The following is a 22968-nucleotide window of genomic DNA, read 5'->3' as shown; positions in this document are numbered from 1 at the left end:
TCACTGTAGGCATCCATGATATTACTTACTCTTTTCGCTATCCTATCGATTGGCTTTTCATTCCTCTGTTCGGTGCTGGAGGCAGCGCTCCTTTCGATTACACCCAGCTATATTGCATCCGTTCGCCAGGAGCGGCCTGAGCTTTTCGCCCGTCTGCGGATACTGAAGGACAATATAGACGACCCCTTATCGGCAATTCTTACGCTGAACACGGTTGCCCATACGGTTGGCGCTACCGGCGTCGGAGCCCAGGTGGCGGTTGTCTTCGGTGAAGCCTGGATTGGCGCGGCGTCTGCAATAATGACGCTGGCAATACTGATCTTTTCCGAAATTATTCCCAAGACTATCGGCGCGAAATACTGGCGTGATTTGGCACCCCGGTTGCCGGCGATCCTGGGTGTCTTGATGAAGATTCTGGCGCCTTTCGTGTGGCTGTCCAAGCAGGTGACCCGTCGTCTGGTCTCCGGCGAGCCGGAAACGGACATTCGTGCGGAAATCAGTGCACTGGCTGAAATTGGCCGGGACCAGCAGGCCTTGGACGACGATGAGCGTCGCTTGATCCTGAACGCACTGCGTTTCCACGAGATCAAGGTAAGTGCAGTCATGACGCCGCGCACCGTATGCAAGACGATTACACCGGAAACCACCGTGGCAGAGTTTCGTGAACGCGCACGATCACTGCCGTTCTCCCGTTACCCCGTTATCGATGAGGAGGGTGAGGCCTTGGGGTATGCACATAAGTCGGACCTCATCAACTTGAGTGACAGTGACGACCTGATGGCGAACCTGAGGTCGGTTAAGCGCGTGAAAGGTAGGACCAATATCGAGTATGTGTTTGCGGAGATGTTACGCGAGCGGCAACACCTTGCGGTGGCGTACGATGAGTTGGGCACCTGGCTCGGTATCGTGACCCTTGAAGATCTCCTGGAAACATTGCTGGGCACTGAAATTATGGACGAGACCGATAACGTGTCTAATCTTCGGCGATATGCCAAGCAGCGCTGGAGCCGGCGTTTGAGTCAATATGCAGGTCAACGGCACAAATAACGCTGGGCCTGATCGTCACCGCTTGCGCCTGCCAGATCCTCGTCAGTGCCAGTAAGTCCAGCCGTCCATGTAGTAGTCGTGGACGGTCGGATTATCCAGGGAGCTGAGTTTCACCGGGTCGGTCGGCATGAGGTCCCGGGGGAAGGTTAAGGCTTCGGCAAACGTGGTGCGGTCCAGGAATCGGGTCTGGACGGCCGGTTCGGTCGGCTTCAGCGGTTGTTCCAAGCGGCTGGCGTACACGAAGCCCCACTCTCCGAACGACGGCACCTGCACATGATAGGGGATGACCCGCTCAAACCCTGCCGCTGCCAGCGACGCGTGAATGGACCAGAACGCCTTGGGCGCAAAGTAGGGACTCGTGGCCTGGGTTGTGAAGATGCCTCCCGGGGCCAAGCGCTTCTTCGCTAGCCGATAGAATTCCCGGCTGTACAGACGAGCCAGCGAGACGTTGTTCGGGTCCGGCAGGTCCGCGAGGATAACGTCGTAGTGTTCCGTGGATTCCTTGAGAAACAGCATGGCGTCATGAGCCACGGTCGTGACTCGCGGGTCATCCAGGCTGCCCTGGTTCAGTGTGATCAAGCGATGATCCGTTCGGGCCAACTCGACCACGGCGGGATCGAGGTCCACCATGGTGATGGACTGGACCCCGGGATACTTGAGCAGCTCCCTCGCAGCCATGCCGTCTCCAGCACCGAGCAGGAGAACCCGGCGCGGCGCCCGGTGCTGGGACAGGGGAATATGCACCAGCGCCTCGTGATAACGGTATTCGTCAACGGACGAGAATTGCAGGTTGCCGTTAAGAAACAGCCGGGTGTCGTCTTTGTATTGCGTGAGCACGATGGTCTGATAGGGCGTTTGTTCGCGATGGACCACGCGGTCGCTATACAGACTGTTGGTCCAGTGAGAGAGCAGCCCCTGGGAGAAGATCAGCAGCACGGCCAGGAATGAGGTCACGAGGGCGCCCGACCAGCCCAGCAGCCGCTTGCGCGACAGGTCGAGCTGCGGCGCGAAGTACCAGAGGTTGAGCAGCCCCAGGCCGATATTGAGCAGGCCGAAAACCAGCGACGACTGGAACACACCCATCCAGGGCAGCACCAGGAACGGGAAGGCGAGAGTTGCCAGCAGCGCCCCCAGGTAGTCGAGCGACAACACGTTGGACAGGTTCCTGGCGAGAACGTCCTGATGTTCGAGCAGACGCGTCAGCAGGGGGACTTCCAGTCCGGTCAGTGTGCCCACCGTCAAAATCAGCAGGATCATGACCGGCTGCACCAGGTCGGTGTAGGCGTAGGCCAGGTACATGAACGGCACGCACAGGCCGCCAATCAGCCCCAGCACCAACTCCACGGCGATAAACGCCATCAGCAGGTTGCCGTTTATCCAACGGGACAGCCACGATCCCAGGCCCATGGCCGCCATGTAGATACCGATCGTAATCGAGAATTGGCGCACACTGTCGCCGAGGAAATACGAAGCGGTGGTGCTGATCAGCAGCTCGTAGATAATCGAGCACAGCCCCGCGATCAGGATGGAGCCGATCAGCACCTGTTTCTGGCGTTGCAGTTTTCCTTGATGTTGCGACGTATCGGATAACAAGGACTCGGTACCTACTTGCCGTAATGGATGCCGGCGCCGCGGTCGCCCGGGCCGCCGACACTGCCGTTGCGGACGGAACGGTTGGGGTAGTAGCGCGGGCCACCGAAATACCAGAACGAGGGGCCGCTATTGTAGCCATCGTGGCCGGAGTAGCCGTAGCCGTCGCTGGCAAAGGCGAACATGCCGAGATAGAGGATGCCCAGTAGTGCCAGAGTCATGCCGGTGATTAAACGCATAGTGACGTCCCTGTTGATTAGTGTTCCCGGAGCAAGTCGAGCGTGCTGCTTGATCGGCTGAAGAAACGCAGCACGACATAGGCAATCAACGCGATGATGCCCGTAGCCATGTGGGGAATGGGGCTGAAACCGAGGGTCGCTACCTGCACGCTGATCGGAGTGCCCGAGACCTGGCTGGCGGAGAGATTGCTCTCCGGCGTCACCTCCAGGTAGTAGTCGCCGGGCTGGGCGACCGTGACCTTGGCCTCGTAGGATTCTTCGGCCTCCCGCCAGTAGTAGCCGTCGGAATCATAGCCGTCTTCGTCCCAGAAGCCTTCGCCGAAGCCGGTGAGATACTGTTTCTGGCTGTCGAGTAACGCAAGCGTGACGAAGCTCCACTGGTTGACGGGAAGGTTCTGGTGGACGTTGGCGCGAAGGACGGTATTGCCCTCCTCGATGTGGAACGGGCCGATAATGCCACCATCGGCCGGGACGTTCTCGCGGAGCTTGTCGGTGCCGCCCAGCACACTCAGGATAAAGGCCGTAATCAGAGAAACCACGGCGAAAATAAAGAGGCAGCGCCCGACGATGCGCATTTGAGGGTGCGGTTGATTCTGGGTCATGGCGTTATCCGATCATGAAATACAGGACGGAGGCGAAGCTGACGGCCATGGCAAACTCAAGCAGGCCAGCCCCAACATTGCGGTCGTCGGCGATTTCCTTATTCAGGTCGTCGCGGCTGATGATCACCTTGTCGAAAAACACCCGCACAATGATCAGGAAAAGGAAAACCCCAAGGATGTTGATAGCGACCCAAGAGAGGTTGTAACTCCAGCTGACGAAGTCGCCGTTGACCGAAGCCATAATAACGATACTGAGCGCGATCATACTGCCGCCGAAGCCCAGTCCGGCAGCGAGGTTGTCTTTCCCGATCTCCGCCTGGATGCGGTAGGGCGTGAGCCACTCGTAGAGTTGACTGAACAGCATCAGGGCGACCTGGCCGATCACGTAGAACACGAGCGCGGTGACAATGCCGCCACCTTCGCCGTGGATGGCGCCAGCGACCACCAGAGCCGAAGCGACATAATTGGCGCCTTGGATAACGCCGGCCGCCTGGTTGTGCTGGTCGCGGATTGCGGCCGCCACGGAAAAGGAATGCAGAATAAAACGGTCGTTGAGGTGGCGCGATATATTCAGCAGCACCAGCCCGAGAAGGGTATAGCCGGTGACGGCGGCCAGATCTGTCAACCAGCCCTCGCTCGGGCCCAGATACGCGCCGCAGAACAGGATGGTGAAGCCGATATAGTAGCCCGCCAGGCTGGTGGCCTGGGCGAGATTGTCGACTCCGGTCAGTTCCTGCTCGATATCGTAGGGCGTCAGTAGCCGCTTGAGGTACTTGGCTACCACGAATAGCAGCACAAACAGCAGCAGCATGCTGGCGCCGCGCAAGAGGAGCTGGAGGTCGATGTCCAGATCGATCACGTATTGTCTCCCAGGCTGTAGATTCTGATGCGGGCCGGGTCGATGCGCTGGGTCACGTAGACGCGGTAATCCTGATCCCAGCGTTCGATGCCCAGATCGTGGCGCTCGTCGTCACCTTCGAAGTCCCAGAATTCAAGTGCCTCGGCGCTCTGGGCATCGCCATTCTTCAGGAACTGGGCGCGGCCTTTTTCGGCAAAACGAAAGGCTTTATCCTGCCAGTTGACGGTAGCTCCCTGCTTGAGACCGGCGAGGGCGTCGGTGGTCAGGCCGATGTCGTCGAGCGCCAATCGCTGCAAGGTCACGCTGGTCTCCAGCTCGTCGTCGTGCTCGACATCCAGCCAGACCGTACCGGCGCCGGACTGGCCTTCCAGCTCGTACCAGTTGAAACCGTCCTGGCGATAGGCGTGGCGCGCCGTAATCTGGACATCGCGCTCTTCCATATCCTCGCCATGCGGCGGCAACTGAATCATGCCCCCGGGTCGCACCTGCTCAATGGTGGCGTTGGACGGCGTTGATGTGGACAGCGGCGAGGCACGATTGCCATTCTGCTGCCGGTTCGACCAGAGCCGATAGGCTCCATACCCGAGCACACCAAACACCAGCAGTAACAGAAGCTCTGAAAGCACAGTCTCTCTCCTCAGGACGTCCTCAGGACGGGTTGGACGGCTCATCCTTGCCGTGGAGGCTCATCTGTTTCTTGAGATCGCTCAGCGCATCGCCGCCGGGGGATCCACCGGCCAGCGCCTGATCGATTTCGTCATTCAGGTTGCGGTTGGGTTTGATCATGTCGCCGTAGGACTCGGCCAGGGCTTCCTCTTCTTCCACCCGGCTACGCATCTTTTCCAGCGTAGCAATGGTGGAGGATGAGTCGATCTGCGCCATCTGTTTGTTGATTTTCTTGGTGGCGGAGCTGACCTTGGCGCGCGCCTTGAGGGTCTTTAACTCGTTTTCCCACTGGGTGGTCTGGGCGCGCAAGTCCTGGATACGGTGTTCCAGGTCCGCCGAGAGCCGCTCGTACTTGTCCTTTTCCTGGCGATGTTGCTCGGCCTGCTTCTGGGCCTGTGCCTGTTGCTCCAGTGCCCGCGTGGCCAACCGGTCGGCCTCGTCCGCAGCCAGTTCGCCCGCGGATGCCTTTTGCAGCAGACGCATCGCTTTGACCTTGTAGTCTTCCGCATCGGCCTGGGCCGCTTCCAGCTCGCGCCGGCTGCGAATGCCGATGGCCTTGATTTCGGCAAGGCTTTGCAGGCTCTTGTCGATATCCGCCTTGAGGTCGCGAATCGCCTGCTCGCTCATCTTGATGGGGTCTTCCAGCTTGTCGAGGGCGGCATGCGCTTCGGACGAACTAACCTTGAATAGACGCTTGAACAGGTTCATGCGGTGGCTCCTCCCTGGCGGGCGTATTGAATCAATTGGTCGGCATGCTCGGCGAGCATCAGGCTGAGAGCGTTGATCGAACCCTCGAGTTCGTTCAGATCGAGATTTTCCAGTTGCAGCGTGTCGCGGAAGATCAGCCGTTCGCCGTCTTCGTCGAGGCACAGCGCACCGTGAACCAGTTCCCGGTTGATTTGCAGCAGGGTCCGATAACAGGCCGCATCGGCGCCGGGCAGGTGGGTAATAAACTGCTCGATCACCAGAATGTCGTCCTCGCAGTCCAGGATCAGGTTATGGATGCCCTGGGCGGGCGCCTCGACGATCAGGAGCTGGTCGTCGGGATGTTCGTCGACGACCGTGAGCGGCAATTGCTGCACGTACGCCTTGACGGTGGAATAGGCAGTATTCATGAGTATCGCTCCTTGAAGACAGCCCGCTCTAGTTGGCGGGCAAGGTTACGGCGTTTCAGGTTTGCAGGCAGTGCCTGAGATCCTGTTCAGTCGGGATGGCCTCCTCGCGCACCATCAGGATTAAGGCGCTGGCATTGAAGCGGTGATCGGGGGCCGGATGGCATTCCACCCGGCCGCTATCGGTCACATAGGCCATGAGCGTGCCATGCCCGGCTTTGATCAGTTTACAGGCAGTATCCGACCACAGGGCGTCCGTGACTTCGACGTTGAAGCGCATGGCATGGTCGTCATGATGGGTGAAGAGGTTCTCCAGGATTTTCTCGGCGCCGGGCGCTACCAGCGACCGTACCAGGATTTCGGGGTAGGCGCGGATCGGGCGTAGCGTAGCATTGGCGCCGGCCGCTTCGGTACGCTGTCGATTATCCTCGTCGACGCACTCGGTCACGGTGTAGGGTAGCTTGTCGCCGCAGCGGTTGCTGATCCGGAGCAGGACATCGAGAGTGACGCTGTCGGAAATCCGGCTGTGTTCGTCGCGTGCGAGCACGATGATGGCCCGGGCATGCTCCGGGGTCACGGCCTCGATGGCATTGCGGTCGGTGGATTCCCCGTGATAGTGGACGACGCCCATTTCCCGTAAATGCGAGGGAAGACCTTCCGGAAAGGCGTCGGTCAGGACCAGGATGGGCGTCTCGGCGAAGGCCTTGGTTGCACGGAACTGGCTAACCAGACGCTGGAAGTAGACGGCAGGATTGTTAAGGGGGCTATTGATAATCAGCACGTGATCTTTCATACGCCATCTCCAGAGGCCTTTGATCATGTATTCCTTTTGCTTGAGGCGGTAATCGATGTAGTCGCTCGCGAGCTGGGCCAGCAACGTAATGCCGGCGAAATACAGCAGGAACGTGGTGGCGATGCGGCCGGGGACGGTCGATGCGGAAAAGTCGCCATAGCCTACCGTGGTCAAGGTGGTGAGGGTGAGCCAGATGGCATCGCCGAGACCCAGGTCTTCAAACACGATCATTGCGACGACGTGGACGCCGGCCAGGCCGAGCAACCAAAGCAGGGCGCGAGTCAGACGCCCCCGGAGGTTGACGTCGAGTTGGCGGGTAATCCGGGTGTAGGACTGATGACGCTTGCGAAGTAGGAAAAACATGTGGGCTCACCCATCCCTGAGTCTCTGTACGATCTGATTCCGATCCATCGCCGGCGGCGAACCCAGGGTGGCAGGGCTCTTGTTTATCAGATCCCTGGTCATCATCCCTATCCGTCAGACCTGTCCAGCAGATCTTTATCCGTCCCATCACCGTGAAAGGGATTACGGAAAGGTAACGTATCTCTGCAAACAGGCGATATTACGTGACCCCGGAGGCGATTACCACCGCCCGGTTCGATCAGGCTGCTACGGGTGGTCGCCCGCTCGCTAGCGACCGAACCGCGCGCGATAATCGCTGGGCGTCAAGCCGGTCTGGCGTCGGAACAGTCGGCTGAAAGAGCTCACATCTTCGTAGCCAACAGCCTGGGTGATTTGCTCCACCGGCAGACGGGAGGACTCCAACTGCGATTTGGCCGCTTCTATGCGTAGCGCCTGTAGATAATGCTGGGGAGTCTCCCCGGTCGCGGCTTTGAAACGGCGTAATAGCGAACGGCTGCTCAAGCCCGATTGGCGTACCAGGTCATCGGTGCCCAGTGGGCGGGCGTAGCGCTGGTCGAGCCAGTCCTGAAGCGCGAGTATCGCATCGTCTTGGTGGTAGCGCTTGGTTTGTAGCGCCGCGTAAGGGGCCTGGCTGCGCCGGCCTGCGTCGATCACGAAAGCCTTGGCCAACTCCCGCGCGACTTGGGCCCCGGTATAGCGTTCGACCAGCAGAATACCCAGATCCCACCAGGCGGTTCCGCCCCCGGCGCAGGCGATCGGCCCGTCCAGCGTCACCAATTGTTCCGGGTGGAAATCCACCTGGGGATAGCGTTGCTGGAACAGTGCGCTGTAGCCCCAGTGCGTCGTCGCCTTGCGGCTGTCGAGTAGTCCGGCTTCGGCCAGCAGGAAGGCGCCCGTACAGTTGCTGGCGATTTCACGGCCCTCCGCGGCCTGACGTTTTAGCCATTCCAGAAGCGCGCCTGACTCGTCCAGCGTCGGCACAATGGGGCCACCGATAGTCGGTACCAGGATCAGGTCGCCGGGTTCATGGGCTGCGAAGCTGCCGTCGGCCAACAGGGAAATACCGTTGAGACAACGGCAGGGCGCACCGTCTTCGGTCAGAAGCTGTACCTCGAAATATCTCTCCGGTTCGGTGCCCTGGATGCGCGCCCAGGTGACGCCAGCTAGCCGGAAAAGATCGATCATGCCTGTGATTGCGCTGGCCAGGGCGCCCGGAAAGCCGAGGATGGAGACCTGTCTCATGGTTGCACGCTGTAACGGTGTGGCTGGCGGATTTGGCCTAAAGTGTGTCAGATGTGACGGTTTTCACCAAACCCGCCCTATGCGACCCTTGATCGATCTCTCAAAAGGCTTTGGACCGATTTCTCAAAATAAGGTAGCCGTAATGACTGACACCCTCATTGACCGACGCGATCTGGATTTCCTGCTCTACGACGTTATGGATACCGGCGCGCTGTGCAGCCGTGACCGTTTCCAGGACCATAGCCGCGAGACATTCGATGCGGTGATCGAGACAGCCGACCGCATGGCCCGCGAGAAGTTCGCAACGCATAACAGCCTCGCGGACAAGCAGGAACCCAGCTTCGTCAATGGCCAGGTGGAGATGCTGCCGCAGGTGATAGAGGCGTTCCAGGCCTACGCGGAGGCCGGCTTCCTGGCGGGTCGCTACGACCAGGACTTGGGCGGGATGCAATTGCCGGAGTCCGTCATGGCCGCTTGTAATGGCTTTTTTACCGCCGCCAATCCGGGTACGGCTGGCTACGCCTTCCTGACGACGGCAGCGGCCAACCTGATTCGCGTATTTGGTTCCGGCGCGCAGAAGGATAAGTATCTGCCGCCGATGATGGATGGCCGCTATTCCGGCACGATGGCGCTTACCGAACCCCATGCCGGATCTTCGTTGAGCGATATCCGCACTTCGGCCTCGCCGACCGACGACGGCCATTACCTAATTAAGGGAGCGAAGATCTATATCTCCGGTGGCGAGCAGTCCATTACCGAGAATATCGTTCACCTGGTTTTGGCGAAGATCAAGGGCGCGCCTCCCGGGGTGAAGGGAATCTCACTATTTATCGTGCCCAAGTTCCTGACAACGGCCGATGGCCAGGTCACCGGTCGCAACGGCGTGGCCCTGGCGGGGCTAATCCACAAGCTGGGTTACCGGGGTACCACATCGACTGCGCTAAGTTTCGGCGACGACGCACCTTGCCATGGCTATCTGGTCGGCGAGCCCCACCAGGGGCTGAAGTACATGTTCCAAATGATGAACGAAGCGCGCCTTGGGGTTGGCTTCGGCGCAGCGGTGATCGGCTATCGCGGCTACCTGCATAGTCTGGACTATGCCAAAGACCGGTTGCAGGGCCGCAAGCCGTCCCAGTCCGATCCCACAACGCCGCCGGTAGCCCTCATCGAGCACGCCGATGTGCGGCGTATGCTGTTGGCTCAAAAGGCGTATTGTGAGGGTGGTTTGGCGCTGTGCCTTTACGGAACGCGTCTGGTGGACGATCAGCACACCCATCCGGACCCTGACGTGCGCGAGCAGTCGGGCTTCTTGCTGGATCTGCTGACGCCGATCATGAAGGCGTGGCCGTCGGAATACGGCCCCAAGGCGAATGATCTGGCGATCCAGGTCTATGGCGGAGCTGGCTATACGCGGGAGTATCCGGTTGAGCAGTGCTGGCGCGACAATCGCCTGAACCCGATTCACGAAGGCACCAACGGTATCCAGGCGCTGGATCTGCTGGGGCGTAAGGTTTGGCAGAATAAGAGTTACGGTCTGCAACTGTTGATGAAGCGAATGCAGGTGGATCTTGAAGCGGCCACGACGGCCCGTTGCCAGCAATGGGCTCTGTCACTGAGTGAAACCTTGCAGCGGGCCGTTAAGGTGACCCAGGACTTGGGTGCCGCCCTGACGAAAGAGAACCCGGACGCGGTGCTGGCCAATGCGTCCTGTTATCTTCATATGTTCGGTCACATTACCGTAGCCTGGATGTGGCTGCGTCAGGCCAATGTGGCGGAGTTCAAACTGGCTTCCCCGGGCTTGTCCGAGCAGGACCGCAATTTCCTCGAGGGCAAGTTGCAGGCCGCGCAATACTTCTTCCACTGGGAGCTGCCAACCGTGGCTCAGGATATCGTGCTGTTACAGAATAGGGACGACACCTGTCTGACAATGAAAGCCGAGTGGTTCTGATCGTCTTACGGTGTTTCCAATAGCGCCCAAAATAGGGGCGGCGATATCTTCGAGGTTCCCTCGTGGTTTGCCAGCCGCCGGCAGTCGTCGGTGGCTGGCATTAACGCTTATCCTGAACCAGACTGGGTAGACGTCTTGTAATACACAGCACGTGATACTTTTAGTGGCGTTCGGGTTCCGGAACGCGGCACCGTCAGGCAAAGGATGCTCCATGACAAACTACCGCCCCATTGATTGCGCCGTTCACGACATTCTGTTGGAGGTGGCCACCTTCCATCGAACTGTCGAAATTATCTTTCGGGATGAAGCGGGTCAGATTCAGAACTTTCATGATCGCATTCGCGATGTATTCACCCGTGCGGGAGAAGAGTTTCTCTTATTGGAACGAGGACAGTTGATCCGCTTGGACCACCTCATACTGGTCGATGGAAAGCCGGTGACCCAGGGAGGTAAGGTTTCGGCCTGATGGGCTATGGCTTTCATGACGGTTCGCCTGTATCCCATGCGCGTGGCGTACTTACGTTCTTTAGTTATTAAAGAAAACGTAATCGCGCTTTTATTGTATTGATGTGCCGCTCCCTCATACACTGCTCGCGTAATCAAACGTTCGTTTGGAATTCATAATTTGCTGAGGGAAAGCGCATGAACAAATTAATCGCAGGTACGTTCGCAGCTCTGATGGGGTTGGCACTCGTGGGTTGTGACGAAGGCCCGGCCGAAGAGGCGGGTGAATCCGTAGATCAGGCGGCTGAGAACGCAGGCGACATGGCTGAAGACGCTGGCGACTCTATGGAAGAAACCTACGAGGATGCGACTGGCCAGTCCGACAGCATGGGAGAGAATGCTGAGGAAAGCGCTGAAGAAGCCGGCGAAGCCGTGGAAGATACGGCCGAAGACGCGACCAACAACTAAGCGTCACTTACCCGTCTAAACCGCTCGGCAGACTGTCTTGCTGATCGAGCGGTTACGGGGTGGTCGTCTGGCTGCTCTGATTAAGAGACCTGAGTTCTGTTGTGATTAGCGCATCTGGATTCATTGGAGCAGCGCATGGAGACCATCCCGGATTTCTGCTTTATTCCGCCTGTCCGAAATATCCCTTCATGGTTTACGCACCGGCTGACCGCAGGCTTTCGCCGGTTTATAGCGGTTATGAGTGCGTTGATATTTTCAGCTTGTTCCCTACAGCCTGTCCAACCCCTAGCTCTGGATGCAGGAGCACAGCCCCTTCCTGAGTCGGCACGCACCTTTCATATCGATGTCAGACCCGCACCCGGCCGGTTTCGATTTCTGGGGAAAGTAGAACACGCTGTCATTTCTCAACTGAAAAACCGTGGATACGAGTTGGTTGACCAAAACGGAGATTTTTCGATCCTCATTCGGTTGAGCCGAACGGACCGGATCGTACCCATGGTCGAGCCGGTCGAATCCGGACGCCTGCTGCTGTATTTGCGTGACGGCGACACCACCCTGCGCACGGGTCGCACGCCCAATCTGAACAGCATCGACCTCGACTTCATGCAGGATGACGAGATCGCCGAACGGGTGCGCTTATTCCTGCAAGGCGTTCCAAAGCGCAATAACGGTTCGTCCTGATCCGGTTACCAAATACCAACTAAATTACAGATGCTGATTAAGGCGCATACCGATTAATGTACAGATATCAACTAAAGTAGGAGATATCTGTCGCATATGTTTGCTTAATCTGGGCAGGGCTCTAGACAAAGGCGAGTCCGTGGAAAACAACAATAATATGGCTCCTAGCAACAGGCGTTAGCGGGCATTTCGTTCAGAGGATCGCGATTCAATGAAATTTATCGGTCGTTCAGCCATCGCTGCTGTGGGTGTCGTTGCGCTGATTATTGTGGTTTTGGGGTATTTCATGTCGCCAATGCTGGGCCTGGATGCGGCCTCTCTAGTTGTGGGGTTGATTGTCGGGCTTGTGGTCGCGACGTTGATGCTGATCGTTCGTGTGCTCGATCCTTTGGAGCGTGGCTTCGCCAAGTTGGAAGCCGGTGAAACCGATGTCGACAACCCGGCGGCGAGATGGATTCCGTCGTTGTTACAGCAAGCACGCTCGGGCAATTCGCTGGTTGAATCCCTCTCGTCCGGAGCCGACGCCAATGCCATTTCCGCAGCGGAGGTCTCCTTCGCAGCGGACCAGTTGAAGTCCCGGCTGGATCGCCAGGTGGCCGAGACGTCGCAGATGGCCGATTATGCTGGCCAGATCACCGAAACCGTCCGTCAGTCGGCCGAACAGGCCAAACAGGCAGCCGCCATGTCGCACCAAGCCAGCGAGCTCAGCGTCAGTGGTCGCCAAGCGCTATCCAAGGCGATTGAAGAAGTGCGCCTTGTGCACCAACAGTCGAGCGAGACATTGCGCCAGATTCAGGCGCTGAATGAGAAATCCGAAAAGATCCAGGGTGTGACGAGCACTATCCAGGGCATCGCCGAGCAGACCAATCTGCTCGCGCTTAACGCCGCGATTGAAGCCGCGCGGGCGGGTGAGCAGGGCCGGGGGTTTGCGGTGGTGGCGGATGAGGTTCGCCAACTGGCGGGGCGCACGGCGCAGGCTACCGGCGAGGTTGCGGAAACACTGCAGGCCATCAGGGGCGATACCGGGCTGATCGTATCCCAGATCGAAAAATTGGCGGGAAGTATAGAAAGCGGACTGGAATCGGTAGAAAGCGTCGGGGAGCGCTTGAACGAGATCCGTGCCCAGACCGATCAGGTGGAGCGGCAGGTATCCGGTATCGCTGAAGGCGATCAGCACAACGAAGCTAGCCTGCAGCAAATGTTTCAGGCGATAGCCACCCTACGGGACGAGATGACCGAGAGCGATGTCAGTGTACAGGCGCTGGCCGGGCAAGCGTCCCGACTGATGGAAATTGCCGAGAATGCCAACGCCGCCTTCGCACTCAACAGCGAGGCCAGCTATCACCGCTTCTTCTACCACCGGGCTCGTGAAGGCGCCGACCGGATCGGCGCCATGTTCGAGAAGGCTATGAGTGATGGCAAGCTGACCGAATCCCAGCTGTTCGACAGCAAGCGTGTGCCGGTGGCCAATACCAATCCGCAGAAATACCACAGCGGTTTTGACCGCTTCACCGACCAGCACCTGCACGCCATCCAGGAACCGGTGAAAGAGGCCCATAAGGCCTTGGTGTTTGCCATTGCCTGCGCGCCTGACGGCTATGTGCCGACGCATAACAAAGCGTTCGCCAATGCGCCGACAGGGGACCCCAAAGTGGATCTGGTGAAAAGCCGCAGCAAGCGCCTGTTCAACGACCGCACCGGGAAGCGCTGCGGCAGTCACAAGCAGGATATGTTGTTGCAGACCTACCGGCGGGATACCGGCGAGATCATGCATGACCTGTCGGTGCCGATCTACGTCAAGGGCCGGCATTGGGGCGGTTTCCGGTTGGGTTACCGACCGCAGGAAACGTCTCGCTAGGGCAACGGCTCGAGCAAAGCGCTACCGGCTCGGGCGATAGCCCGGGTCAGGCGCTCCATAAACTCGCCGCCGTGACGCCAGTAATGCCAGTAGAGCGGAACGTTGACGACGACCTCCTCAGCCAGATTGATTAGTTCCCCCTCGGGCACCAGCAGCGTTGTTTGGCGGTTGCTAATCATGTTGTCAGGAATCATGCCGTAGCCCATGCCAGCCATCGCGAGCCGGATAAACCCCTCGGACGATGGACACAGGTGATAGGGGAACCGGCCATGGTAGCCGCACTGAGCGAGAAACCGGTGCTGGAGCTGGTCATGGGGGCCGAAGACAATGGCCGGCGCTTCCTGGAACGCCCGAGCCGTCAACCCTTCGGGGAAATAGCGCGGCACATAGTTCCGGTGCGCCCAGGCGCGGTAGGGCATATTGCCCAGCGCCATGCAGCGCGCGCCTGCGACCGGCTGATCGCTGCTGCACAGACAGGCTGCGACGTCCCCTTCGCGCATCCGCCGCAAGCCGACATCCTGATCTTCAACCACCATATCCAACAGTAGACCTTCCTCCTGGCAGAAGTCGCCGATGGCGTCTCCCCACCACGTGGCAAGACTATCGGCGTTGAGTGCAATCCGCAGACGGGTCCGGTCTTCGGAAAGGGCGGGGATTTGCCGCCGCAGGTCGCGTTCCAGCAATTGCACCTGCTGAGCATGATTCAGCAAACGCCGCCCGGCGGGCGTGGCCTGAAGGTGAGGGTGCCGGGTGAGTACCGGCTGGCCGAGACGGGATTCCAGCAGCTTGATGCGCTGGGAGACGGCGGATTGGGACAAGCCCAGCACGAGGCCTGCGCGTTCGAAGCCGCCCGTTTCGACGACGGTGATCAGGGCTTCCAAAAGTTTATAGTCGAGCATAAGTAAAATTAATGCAGCATTAGCAATATGATTTTTTACTATAGCCGGTTTTGCGTACGCTTTCCCCTGCAGATTGAGGGAGAGCACCATGTTACAGAGTTATCTGACCGGCCTCGTGGTTTGTGGCGGTATCATCATCGCGATCGGAGCACAGAATGCCTATTTGCTGGGACAGGCTTTTCGGCGTGAGCATCACTGGTGGTCGGCGGCGCTGTGCATGAGTGCCGACATCGCGCTCTTCACCATAGGCATGCTGGGCGTAAGTGCGGCGCTGATCGCCTTCCCCTCTGCCCTTGATGCGCTTCGCTGGGCAGGCGTGGCTTTCCTGCTGTGGATGTCATTTACGGCGTTTGTGCGAGCGGTTAAGGGCCGCGGCGCTCTGGTGGCGGATGACAGCTCTCGGCGCAGCCTTAGCGCGGTGCTGATGACGACACTGGCGGTCACCCTGCTCAATCCGCAGGTTTACCTGGATACGTTGCTACTCATTCCGTCGATTGGCGCCCAGCAGCCGGAGCCGATGGTGTTTGCGGCAGGCGCCAGCAGTGCCTCCGTCATGTGGTTCGCGCTGCTGGCATGGGGCGGATCGGCGCTGGCTCCGGTGCTGTCACGTCCGCTGGCCTGGCGCATTATCGACGGCCTCATTTCGCTGATGATGCTATCGATTGCCATCCATCTGATCGTTAACGGGATTCACGTACCGGTGCCTGGCGCAAACTAGCGGCATATTCCTCTATACTGGCCGAAATGCCTGGTCTATGAGGACTTAGTCTTGAACGAACATGAAGCCCGCTCAATCGCTAGTGACGATCCTATCGTGCGTCGTGGGGAAACGTCTCGAAACCTGGCCGTACTGGTGTACATTCTGCAGGCCTTATCCTTTTTCCTTGGTGGCATCAGCGGCCTGGCAGGCGTCATCGTTAACTACGTGAAGCTGGATGACGTCCGCGATACCTGGATCGAACCGCACTTCCGCTGGCAGATCCGGACGTTCTGGATAGGTTTGCTCTGGTGCGTCATCGGCTTTATCACCCTACCCATTCTGGTTGGCTGGTTTGTCCTGCTGGGTATTTCGATCTGGGTGATCTATCGCATCGTCAAGGGCGCGTTGGCGCTGAACGACGGCAAGGCGCCCTGAGTAGATCCCGGACGACGAAAGCCTGCAGTGCGAGTGCCTGCAGGTTTCTTATGGCTTAGGGCTGGGGCTCATTCAAAATCCAGTCCGGTGCTATGCCTGCAAACCCATGCTCTGTGAGACGATACGGGCCTCCATGCAAACGGCGCAATTGCTCTTGCGGCAGGCGGCTGGATCATGGATGTCCATGCCATGGTGCAGCGTGGTGGTCGTGCGCGGACGATTGAGGTCGCGGTACTGGTCAAGGTGACCTTTTAGCGCCGTTTCTGCGGCGGCGGCATCGGCAAAGGGGCCAAGATCGACTTGCTCCCGGGTCCGAACGTACCAGCCGATCAGCGTATGGATAAAGCGCTCGGTGCGAATGGGCGAGAACTGCTGCTTGACTACTGTCATCTCGAATCCTTCCAATGGTTTTGCCCGGCCGGGAGGCGTTACAACGATGTCCGGTAGTCTGCCGGACGGCGTGCTCAATGCACTTGGCCAGTTTGCCTCCCTGGACGTTCCGTAAAGGCCAACCGTTAATTTACGCAATGTTGCGCTATGTAGCAAAAACTTACGTTAATGCCGGAGGAATTTTAAAAGATGGGAAAATGGTGCCTTTTGGGCGGCCCTACTCCACTTCCTTCATGCGTATAGCGCTAACGGTTCCCAATGCCCCCATAAGACCAAGCAGGATAATGACCGCCGTGGCCGAGATCAGCGAGGCCAGTGCACTCAACCCGCCCGTGACCAGCAGCAGTACACCGATCACGCTGTTGCTGACGGCGGTGTAGTCGGTCCGCTTATTGCCGCCAGCCATGTCCACCAGGTAGGTTTTGCGCCCCAAACGTACGCCGGCATGCGCAATACCGAGGACAAAGAAAGCCAACGGGTAGAGCCAGGCGCTGCGCAGATTGGCCTCGGAAAACAAGTTGAGCCCACCGACGGCCAGACAGACACCGCTGGCAATCGCGGCGCCGCGAATCATCACCCGGCGGCTCGATGTGTCCGCCATCCAGCCCCAGATTGTAGCGCTGACTGAGCTGGCCAGGCTGCTGGCGAGCAGAAAACCCGCCAGCAACCCGCTGCCGTCGCCCTGCTGTTGGGCGAGCAAGACGAAGTACGGCGATGCCAGGGCAGAGCACAGCAGAAGCGATCGGGTCACGACGAAGTGCCGAAAAGGCGGATCATCCCGCAGGAGCGATAAACTGCGTATGGCCTCCTGCAGAGCATGGCCGCCACCGCCGGTCTCGCCGGGTTCTTCTTCGATGCCGGCGAACAGGACGCCTGCAATCACCCAAAGGAGGGCGGCCATGCCCAGCAGGGCAACGTAAAAACCGGTCGATGGGTCGCCCTGATTCCAGAACAGGAGCACCGTTAGCACGACGGTTGCACTGCCGCCCAAAGTGGTGGCCAGCCCCGACAGGCGACCGCGGCGGGTTTTGGGAACGCTCTTGCCCTGGACATCTTTCATCGCAACCGAGCAGAACCCCCGCGCCAGAGAAAAGACGATCAGCGCGCCAATCACGCCAAGGCCGGCGGCATTGCCCTCCAGAAACCAGACGCTGGCAGCCATGGCTGCCACACTGGCGGCTTGTCCCAGACTGCCGCCAATCCAGAACCATTTACGCACAGGCTTTTGCCGGACCCACGCCCCGATGGCCATTTGCGGGATCAGTGAGCCGGATTCTCTGATGGGGACCAACCAAGCCACAAGACCGGAGGCGCCTACCGCGCCCAGCAGCCAGGCCAGCACCGTTTTTGGGTTTACCAGCAGGTCGCCCAATTTGGTTAGCACCAGGCTACCCAGAATCAGGAAAAAATTGCGTGGCACATCGTGGCAGGCATTGTCGGGAATATCCTTGCACAACCGGGCATCTTCTTCGTTGGCAATCAGGCTATAGAGTTGTTCGGCGGTATCGCGACGCTGGCTGGCCAAAGAGAGGCTCCCTCTAGATCATTCGAAAAGGTCGAGATAGTAGCAGCGCAAGGGCACCGCTTACAGGCGATATGTTGCGTTAGTCGTCAGAGCGCGAACCGCACGGCACACTAGCTAGCGAGCGTCAGATGATTGTCCCAGCGGAGGTCCAGGTGGGTTAGCAGCTTTGTAGTTTTTTTATGAGGATGGATCAGTTGGACCGAACCGTTACCGGAGGAAACAACGAACTGGCCGTCCGCCAGGGGCAGGGCGCCGGCGACATCGGGTACCTCGATGCTGTGCAGATAGGTGCCGTTGTGGTAATCGATCAGCACTACCCGACTGCCCCGCGGCGCTGTAATGGCGCAAAACGGCGTGTGAGGATGCACGGCAATGCTGGCGGTATAGTTGCGCAGCAAGGCCTGCTGGTCCTCCGGCAGGGCGATTTCATTGAATTCGCCAGTGATGCCATCCAGGCGGGCGATTAGAGGGGGAGCCTCCCATTCGGGGCCTTGGTACTGGTAACCGGCAATGACAGTACCGTCCGGCCCGACATCCAGGTGGCGGCAGCTCAGTTGATGATCGGAAGGGGTATAGCGCTGGCGGATGGTGCCGGTCCGGCGGTCCATGAGCAGCAGGGCCGGCGCCATGGTGTCCAGGTTGAGCTTAATGCGGTCGTAGTCGGGATGGGTCTTGATGCCGCCGAGCGCGATCACCAGGGTCTCGCCATCCGGATGCAGGCGCAGTTCGTGCGGACCGATGCCGTTCAGTGTGTAGTCGGTCACCTGGCGGTAGTTTTCGCTGGCATCGTAAACTCTGATCACGCCTTGGCCAGAAGGAAAATGGTTGGCGGTGACATACAGATAACGCCCATCCGGGCTAAAAACGCCGTGGCCATAGAAGTGAAACTCGTTGCCCGCTTCGACACGCGCGGCGTGCTCACCGCGGCGGGTATCGATCACATAGAAATGCCGGCCAGGGCGCCGGGCGAAGAGCAATGCCTGATCCGATGCCGGGCGCTGGCACCCACCGTGGCAACGGTCCTCCACCGGGAGTTTGAAACGGGTGCGGCCCACGGGGTCGAATCCTGCGACGAAATGCTGGCCATCCGGTCCGTCTACTGCACTCAGGATTAGCGGGTGCTCCTGAGTGTTGCTGGCCAACGCGAGGCGGGGGCTCAATCCTGCCAAGGTTATGCTCGCAAGGCCGGTTTGCAAAAGACGCCTGCGAGTCATCATCTCAGTCGCCGTCACTCGAGTTGAAACCACGGCTGATACCAAGGGCCGGGGCGACACGGTTGGCCAGAACCTGCTCAAGCTGTGTGATTTCGATAAACAGCGACTGTAGCTCGCGATACTTCTCGTCGTCTTCCAGGGAAGGCGCTAATGCATCGGGTAAGGCGTTCAGCTCCTCAAGGGTGCTATCGAACTGCTTGGCCAAGCGCTCCGCCAATTCGGGTTTGTTGTGCTGGCGCAGTAACGTCTTTAAGCCCGGGTACAGGTAGCGGTACAGGCCATCTACGCTGGCGCCGATCGCAGCCAGTGAGTGACCACTGCGCCAGGCGTCGCCCAGGTAGGGGTTGCGCTTTTTGGTATTCCGCAACCCCATGGGTTCGGCTAAGCGCCGGGCCTGCAGAATCTCGAGACCATTGAGTCCCGCTTCGACGGTACGGGCGGTGTAGCTTTCCATGCTCAGGTAGTGGGGGGCGAAATGCTGCCAGTCTTCTGCCAGGTTGGCGGTAGTCGTTTCGAGGTGGCCTGCAATGGCCGTCAGCAACTGGCAGGTTTGGTCAGCCGGCAGTGCCTGCTCAGACTGCCCCATACGGGAATCGAATAACAGGTATTCCAGGGCGGGAAAGCCTTGCAGCGCTACGCCGGCTTCATCGATTTGCTGCTGGGTTATCGCAGATTGGTCCAGTGCAAAACCCACCTTGCGGGCCACCAAGTTTTTGCTGTCTGGCCAGAACTGGATTTGCCAGGCCCGGCTGTGTTGCTCGATAGGGCCGAAATCGACAAAACGGACCGCTTGCCAATCGAGGAAGGCCTCTTTCCAGGCCGTTTCCACCTGAGTGCGGCCATCCGTTCCGGGGACGGCGCAATAGTCCTCGGCAACGCGCTGTAGCTCGGCGGCGCGGTTGGCGAGCGATTGGTAGCCGTCTCCAATATCCGCCAGCCACTGTTTGCGGGGTGTCTCCGTAGCCAGCGCCCATGGCGTCAGGACGAAAAGGGGGACGGCGATGAGATGACGCAGGGCGGGCATCGCAAGCGCTCCTGTCAGAGTGAATCGAGAAATTGCAGTAGGGCGTCACGTTCGCCCGGCTGCAGGTCACGGTAGTTTTCGGTAACGGACCGGGCCTCGCCGCCATGCCAGAGGATGGCTTCCTCAGGGGTGCGGGCTCGACCGTCATGCAGGAACCCGGCCCGAGGGTTAACCGTTTGCGCCAGGCCCAGGCCCCAGAGCGGTGCCGTGCGCCACTCATTGCCATCGGCTTTGAACTCGCCCCTACCGTCCGCCAGTTCCGGCCCCATGTCGTGTAGAAGCAGGTCGGTGTATGGCCAAATGGTCTGATGGCTAAGGTCCGGCCGGTCAGTCACTTCTTCTGTGGTGTGACGCGGCGTATGGCAGCCGGCGCAGCCAATGTCGTTGAATAGCTTGGCGCCCCGCTGCACCTGTGGATTTTCCATGTTGCGGCGCATCGGTACGGCCAGGCTGCTGGCGTAGAAATCGATAAAACGGGCGATCTTGTCGCTAACTTCAGGGGTGCCGCCGTTAGGAAATTCGTCGCATTTCTGTTGCGCTGAGCAATCGGTACTGGCCCTCAGTGTGGAGGTCAGGCCCATGTCTCCTGAGAAAGCACCCATGCTTTGCTGGAAGATGCTGGGTTCGCCGGCTTTCCAGCCAAAGCGGCCCAACACGGTTGTTTCCGCCTTTTTATCCCAAACGCGATTCGCCCGGCCGGAGATGCCGTCGCCGTTGTCGTCCTGCGGGTCGGTTCCGGCCAAGATTCGGTCTTCGGGAATGGCGGCCAGCAGCCCCAGGCCAATCATCTGCGGGGCGACGCGAGGGGACACCTGAAGGTTCTCAGGTAGCGGCCCGTAGTTCGGGTTTTCGATGTGGTAGACCGGGCGCTCCAGCGTTACCGCCGTGCCATCCGGCAGGGTTTGCTCGACAGCTTCCCAGGTGAGTTTGAGGTTGGCCTCCGGCTTGTGGCCCGGGATGGCTGCGGTTTGCAGTTGGCTGCCGTAAACAGGCGCCGGTTTGAAACCGTGAGTTTTCAGGATCTCGGCATCGATTTGGGGATCCGCCGGTACCGCGAGGCGTAGAAAAAGCGATACCGAAGGCTGGTCGACGCTGGGGGGATGGCCGCGGCCATCCTTGATGTGGCAGCCCTGACAGGAGTTGGTGTTAAAGAGCGGGCCTAAGCCGTCCCGCGCATCGGTGCTCGAGGGTGCCTCTACCCAAGGATTGCGAAAAAAACTGTTGCCCACGCTGAAGTCCAGACGCTTGGTCATGGAGAGATTGGACTGGGGCAGGGAATAGGCGTTGTGATCGAACTGCTTTACCGAACCCTCACCGCCGGTCATCGGCGTCTCCTGAATAGCCGGAGCTGGGGCGACCTCCAGGGCGCCGGTCGAAAGGAGGACTGTCATTGCCAGGGTGAAACGGCTTTTGGCGCTCATGGGATGACTTTGATGCAACTTTTTATGCGGCTTTATGATGCGCTTAGGAATGGCACGACACCCGATTCCGCGGAATCGGGTGTCGTCAATGTTGGGGCCCGCAAAGAGGGCCCCAAAGAGTAGACGATTTCGGGCGACCTTAGAAGGTGTGCCCAGCATCGTCCGGCTGAAGGGCGTCGACGCCCAGGGATCTGGACGCTTTCTCGATGGAACCTGTTTGTGCGACCAGCGCGGCAATGGCGTCATTGATCAAGGCGGCACCTTCGTCGTTGCCTGGCGCGATCATCATGTCGAAGGTCATCGCATGAGTCGATGCTTCGGCGCGATCCTTCATGTCCTGGAGAGCATTGACCGAAGCGTTCAGGTCAGAGCGCAGACGCTTGTCCAGCTCCGGGTCGGTTTTAGCCATCAGGTCGGACAGCGAAGGACCGGATACGGCGCTACCATCCACGCGCGTATAGGTGCCCGTGTAGACGTTGCGGATGCCCATCGCGTTGTAATAGTGAGAATTATGGGTGTTGTCACTGAAGCAGTCGTGTTCGTCCTCGTAGGAGTTCGCTTCCAGCGCGACTTTCATCCGCTCGCCGGCAAGCTCGCCCAGCGACAGGGAACCCATACCGAACAGCATCTTCTGGGCCGCCGCTTGCGGATCCATGGCTAGCAGCTCTGCACGGTAGTTGTCGTTGCTGTCCGGTGCCCACTGGGACGCCATCCATTCCAGATCGGACACCAGTAGGTCTGTCACGGCATCCAGATAAGCGGCGCGGCGTTCGCAGTGCCCGTGAGTACACGCGTCGCCTGTGGCGTAATCGGTTGCCGGGCGTTCGCCGTTGCCCGCTTCGAAGCCGTGCCGGTCCTGGCCCCATAACAGAAACTCGACCGCATGATAGCCCGTGGCGACATTAGCCTCCGAGCCGCCGATTTCATTGAGTTCGGCCAGCAGTTCCGGGGTCAGCGTGGCGACATCGACGGTTTCGCCGCCGACATTGACTTCCTCGCTCGCGACGATATTGACCGTTGCGCCTTGGTTGCCCAGTTCGTACTGGTAGTCCGAGGTTGCAACGTAGTCGATCAGACCCTCGTCCAACGGCCAGGCATTGAGCTGGCCTTCCCAGTCATCGACGATCGCGTTGCCGAAACGGAAGACTTCGCTTTGCTGGTAGGGTACGCGCGCTTCAATCCAGGCCGTTTTGGCTGCGGCAAGATTGTCGGCGGTGGGTTTTTCAATCAGGGTATCGGTCGCCTCGTTCAGGGCTTTTGCTGTATTCAGTGCGTCTTGGTAGGTGGCGTAGGCGACATCGGTATACTGCTCGACCACATTGGCCGGGGTGGCCGGTTTTTCGTTCATGGCGGCATCGCTATCGAGCGAACTGCATGCGGTGATCAAGGCCGGTGCAGCGACTGCAATAGCCAGCGTTGTAAGCGAAAAGCGAGCCCTCATCGAACTA

24 protein-coding genes are annotated in these 22968 nt (G+C 59.3%); 8 read left to right on the top strand and 16 right to left on the bottom strand.

Translation table 11 applies throughout. The features are described 5' to 3' along the window. Positions 1-15: 15 nt before the first annotated feature. Positions 16-1047: a CNNM domain-containing protein gene (locus FXO11_RS14360; RefSeq protein ID WP_148863614.1), complete on the top strand. Its 1032-nt coding sequence runs from the start codon at positions 16-18 to the stop codon at positions 1045-1047. Positions 1048-1089: 42 nt separating this feature from the next. Here the strand turns inward: FXO11_RS14360 and FXO11_RS14355 are convergent, their stop codons facing one another. The 9 genes from FXO11_RS14355 to FXO11_RS14315 form a co-directional block, all read right to left on the bottom strand. After that, positions 1090-2640 carry a polyamine aminopropyltransferase gene (locus tag FXO11_RS14355; protein WP_148863613.1) on the bottom strand — a complete coding sequence of 517 codons (1551 nt, stop codon included), beginning with the start codon at positions 2638-2640 and terminating at the stop codon, positions 1090-1092. Positions 2641-2651: 11 nt separating this feature from the next. Then, positions 2652-2876 carry a hypothetical protein gene (locus tag FXO11_RS14350; RefSeq protein ID WP_148863612.1) on the bottom strand — a complete coding sequence of 75 codons (225 nt, stop codon included), beginning with the start codon at positions 2874-2876 and terminating at the stop codon, positions 2652-2654. Between the two features lie 17 nt (positions 2877-2893). Then, entirely contained in the window at positions 2894-3478 is a 585-nt protein-coding gene (locus tag FXO11_RS14345) for a hypothetical protein (protein WP_148863611.1), read from the bottom strand. Between the two features lie 4 nt (positions 3479-3482). Further along, positions 3483-4337 (bottom strand): DUF350 domain-containing protein, encoded by an 855-nt coding sequence (locus FXO11_RS14340; protein WP_148863610.1) that lies wholly within the window; start codon positions 4335-4337, stop codon positions 3483-3485. Beyond that, a complete protein-coding gene (locus FXO11_RS14335) occupies positions 4334-4963 on the bottom strand; it encodes a DUF4178 domain-containing protein (RefSeq protein WP_168203176.1) in 630 nt (209 codons plus the stop codon). The genes FXO11_RS14340 and FXO11_RS14335 overlap by 4 nt, the downstream gene beginning before the upstream one ends. A 22-nt stretch (positions 4964-4985) precedes the next feature. Continuing rightward, complete coding sequence (locus tag FXO11_RS14330; RefSeq protein ID WP_148863608.1) at positions 4986-5711, bottom strand: PspA/IM30 family protein; 726 nt, start codon at positions 5709-5711, stop codon at positions 4986-4988. Then, positions 5708-6118: a CesT family type III secretion system chaperone gene (locus tag FXO11_RS14325; RefSeq protein WP_148863607.1), complete on the bottom strand. Its 411-nt coding sequence runs from the start codon at positions 6116-6118 to the stop codon at positions 5708-5710. Before FXO11_RS14325 ends, FXO11_RS14330 begins: the two co-directional genes overlap by 4 nt. Before the next feature lie 55 nt (positions 6119-6173). Next, positions 6174-7271, bottom strand: a complete 1098-nt coding sequence (locus FXO11_RS14320; protein WP_148863606.1) for a potassium channel family protein — start codon at positions 7269-7271, stop codon at positions 6174-6176. A 267-nt stretch (positions 7272-7538) separates the two neighbouring features. Continuing rightward, positions 7539-8513, bottom strand: coding sequence for a GlxA family transcriptional regulator (locus FXO11_RS14315; RefSeq protein ID WP_148863605.1), 975 nt, complete (start codon positions 8511-8513; stop codon positions 7539-7541). 142 nt (positions 8514-8655) lie between these two features. Here FXO11_RS14315 and FXO11_RS14310 point away from each other — a divergent pair, with 142 nt between their 5' ends. The 5 genes from FXO11_RS14310 to FXO11_RS14290 all read left to right on the top strand — a co-directional run bounded on the left by FXO11_RS14310 (position 8656) and on the right by FXO11_RS14290 (position 13912). After that, positions 8656-10461, top strand: a complete 1806-nt coding sequence (locus FXO11_RS14310; protein WP_148863604.1) for an acyl-CoA dehydrogenase — start codon at positions 8656-8658, stop codon at positions 10459-10461. 211 nt (positions 10462-10672) lie between these two features. Next, positions 10673-10927 (top strand): hypothetical protein, encoded by a 255-nt coding sequence (locus tag FXO11_RS14305; protein WP_148863603.1) that lies wholly within the window; start codon positions 10673-10675, stop codon positions 10925-10927. 176 nt (positions 10928-11103) lie between these two features. Next, a complete protein-coding gene (locus FXO11_RS14300) occupies positions 11104-11373 on the top strand; it encodes a hypothetical protein (protein ID WP_148863602.1) in 270 nt (89 codons plus the stop codon). 135 nt (positions 11374-11508) lie between these two features. After that, a complete protein-coding gene (locus FXO11_RS14295) occupies positions 11509-12054 on the top strand; it encodes a DUF4136 domain-containing protein (RefSeq protein ID WP_148863601.1) in 546 nt (181 codons plus the stop codon). Positions 12055-12265: 211 nt separating this feature from the next. Further along, positions 12266-13912 carry a methyl-accepting chemotaxis protein gene (locus tag FXO11_RS14290; protein WP_148863600.1) on the top strand — a complete coding sequence of 549 codons (1647 nt, stop codon included), beginning with the start codon at positions 12266-12268 and terminating at the stop codon, positions 13910-13912. Here FXO11_RS14290 and FXO11_RS14285 read toward each other — a convergent pair. Next, positions 13909-14811 carry a LysR family transcriptional regulator ArgP gene (locus FXO11_RS14285; protein WP_148863599.1) on the bottom strand — a complete coding sequence of 301 codons (903 nt, stop codon included), beginning with the start codon at positions 14809-14811 and terminating at the stop codon, positions 13909-13911. The two genes, FXO11_RS14290 and FXO11_RS14285, sit on opposite strands and share 4 nt — an antisense overlap. 88 nt (positions 14812-14899) lie before the next feature. Here FXO11_RS14285 and FXO11_RS14280 point away from each other — a divergent pair, with 88 nt between their 5' ends. Together FXO11_RS14280 and FXO11_RS14275 are read left to right on the top strand one after the other, a co-directional pair. Beyond that, positions 14900-15529 carry a LysE/ArgO family amino acid transporter gene (locus tag FXO11_RS14280; protein ID WP_148863598.1) on the top strand — a complete coding sequence of 210 codons (630 nt, stop codon included), beginning with the start codon at positions 14900-14902 and terminating at the stop codon, positions 15527-15529. 51 nt (positions 15530-15580) lie between these two features. Beyond that, positions 15581-15946, top strand: a complete 366-nt coding sequence (locus FXO11_RS14275; protein WP_227545915.1) for a DUF4870 family protein — start codon at positions 15581-15583, stop codon at positions 15944-15946. Between the two features lie 90 nt (positions 15947-16036). On the opposite strand, the gene FXO11_RS14270 is transcribed toward FXO11_RS14275, so the two are convergent. From FXO11_RS14270 to FXO11_RS14245, 6 genes are all read right to left on the bottom strand, one after another. Continuing rightward, entirely contained in the window at positions 16037-16336 is a 300-nt protein-coding gene (locus tag FXO11_RS14270) for a DUF6316 family protein (protein WP_148863597.1), read from the bottom strand. Positions 16337-16553: 217 nt separating this feature from the next. Next, positions 16554-17861, bottom strand: coding sequence for an MFS transporter (locus tag FXO11_RS14265; protein WP_148863596.1), 1308 nt, complete (start codon positions 17859-17861; stop codon positions 16554-16556). A 110-nt stretch (positions 17862-17971) separates the two neighbouring features. Then, the gene (locus FXO11_RS14260) at positions 17972-19030 is read right to left on the bottom strand and encodes a DUF1513 domain-containing protein (protein WP_227545914.1); all 1059 of its coding nucleotides are present in this window, start codon (positions 19028-19030) and stop codon (positions 17972-17974) included. Positions 19031-19079: 49 nt separating this feature from the next. Then, positions 19080-20099 (bottom strand): imelysin family protein, encoded by a 1020-nt coding sequence (locus FXO11_RS14255; protein WP_148863595.1) that lies wholly within the window; start codon positions 20097-20099, stop codon positions 19080-19082. Between the two features lie 14 nt (positions 20100-20113). After that, positions 20114-21520 carry a di-heme oxidoreductase family protein gene (locus FXO11_RS14250; protein WP_148863594.1) on the bottom strand — a complete coding sequence of 469 codons (1407 nt, stop codon included), beginning with the start codon at positions 21518-21520 and terminating at the stop codon, positions 20114-20116. A gap of 139 nt (positions 21521-21659) precedes the next feature. Next, positions 21660-22961 (bottom strand): imelysin family protein, encoded by a 1302-nt coding sequence (locus FXO11_RS14245; RefSeq protein WP_148863593.1) that lies wholly within the window; start codon positions 22959-22961, stop codon positions 21660-21662. Positions 22962-22968 lie beyond the last annotated feature (7 nt).

It is taken from the genome of Marinobacter fonticola, assembly GCF_008122265.1.
GTDB lineage: Bacteria > Pseudomonadota > Gammaproteobacteria > Pseudomonadales > Oleiphilaceae > Marinobacter_A > Marinobacter_A fonticola.
This window is presented reverse-complemented; position numbering and strand designations above follow the sequence as displayed.

Bases quoted from the DNA above. Each gene is read 5' to 3' on its own strand.
- FXO11_RS14360 (WP_148863614.1), top strand. From the start codon at position 16: ATGATATTACTTACTCTTTTCGCTATCCTATCGATTGGCTTTTCATTC.
- FXO11_RS14350 (WP_148863612.1), bottom strand. From the start codon at position 2,876: ATGCGTTTAATCACCGGCATGACTCTGGCACTACTGGGCATCCTCTAT.
- FXO11_RS14345 (WP_148863611.1), bottom strand. From the start codon at position 3,478: ATGACCCAGAATCAACCGCACCCTCAAATGCGCATCGTCGGGCGCTGC.
- FXO11_RS14330 (WP_148863608.1), bottom strand. From the start codon at position 5,711: ATGAACCTGTTCAAGCGTCTATTCAAGGTTAGTTCGTCCGAAGCGCAT.
- FXO11_RS14325 (WP_148863607.1), bottom strand. From the start codon at position 6,118: ATGAATACTGCCTATTCCACCGTCAAGGCGTACGTGCAGCAATTGCCG.
- FXO11_RS14320 (WP_148863606.1), bottom strand. From the start codon at position 7,271: ATGTTTTTCCTACTTCGCAAGCGTCATCAGTCCTACACCCGGATTACC.
- FXO11_RS14315 (WP_148863605.1), bottom strand. From the start codon at position 8,513: ATGAGACAGGTCTCCATCCTCGGCTTTCCGGGCGCCCTGGCCAGCGCA.
- FXO11_RS14310 (WP_148863604.1), top strand. From the start codon at position 8,656: ATGACTGACACCCTCATTGACCGACGCGATCTGGATTTCCTGCTCTAC.
- FXO11_RS14305 (WP_148863603.1), top strand. From the start codon at position 10,673: ATGACAAACTACCGCCCCATTGATTGCGCCGTTCACGACATTCTGTTG.
- FXO11_RS14300 (WP_148863602.1), top strand. From the start codon at position 11,104: ATGAACAAATTAATCGCAGGTACGTTCGCAGCTCTGATGGGGTTGGCA.
- FXO11_RS14295 (WP_148863601.1), top strand. From the start codon at position 11,509: ATGGAGACCATCCCGGATTTCTGCTTTATTCCGCCTGTCCGAAATATC.
- FXO11_RS14290 (WP_148863600.1), top strand. From the start codon at position 12,266: ATGAAATTTATCGGTCGTTCAGCCATCGCTGCTGTGGGTGTCGTTGCG.
- FXO11_RS14285 (WP_148863599.1), bottom strand. From the start codon at position 14,811: ATGCTCGACTATAAACTTTTGGAAGCCCTGATCACCGTCGTCGAAACG.
- FXO11_RS14280 (WP_148863598.1), top strand. From the start codon at position 14,900: ATGTTACAGAGTTATCTGACCGGCCTCGTGGTTTGTGGCGGTATCATC.
- FXO11_RS14270 (WP_148863597.1), bottom strand. From the start codon at position 16,336: ATGACAGTAGTCAAGCAGCAGTTCTCGCCCATTCGCACCGAGCGCTTT.
- FXO11_RS14255 (WP_148863595.1), bottom strand. From the start codon at position 20,099: ATGCCCGCCCTGCGTCATCTCATCGCCGTCCCCCTTTTCGTCCTGACG.
- FXO11_RS14250 (WP_148863594.1), bottom strand. From the start codon at position 21,520: ATGAGCGCCAAAAGCCGTTTCACCCTGGCAATGACAGTCCTCCTTTCG.
- FXO11_RS14245 (WP_148863593.1), bottom strand. From the start codon at position 22,961: ATGAGGGCTCGCTTTTCGCTTACAACGCTGGCTATTGCAGTCGCTGCA.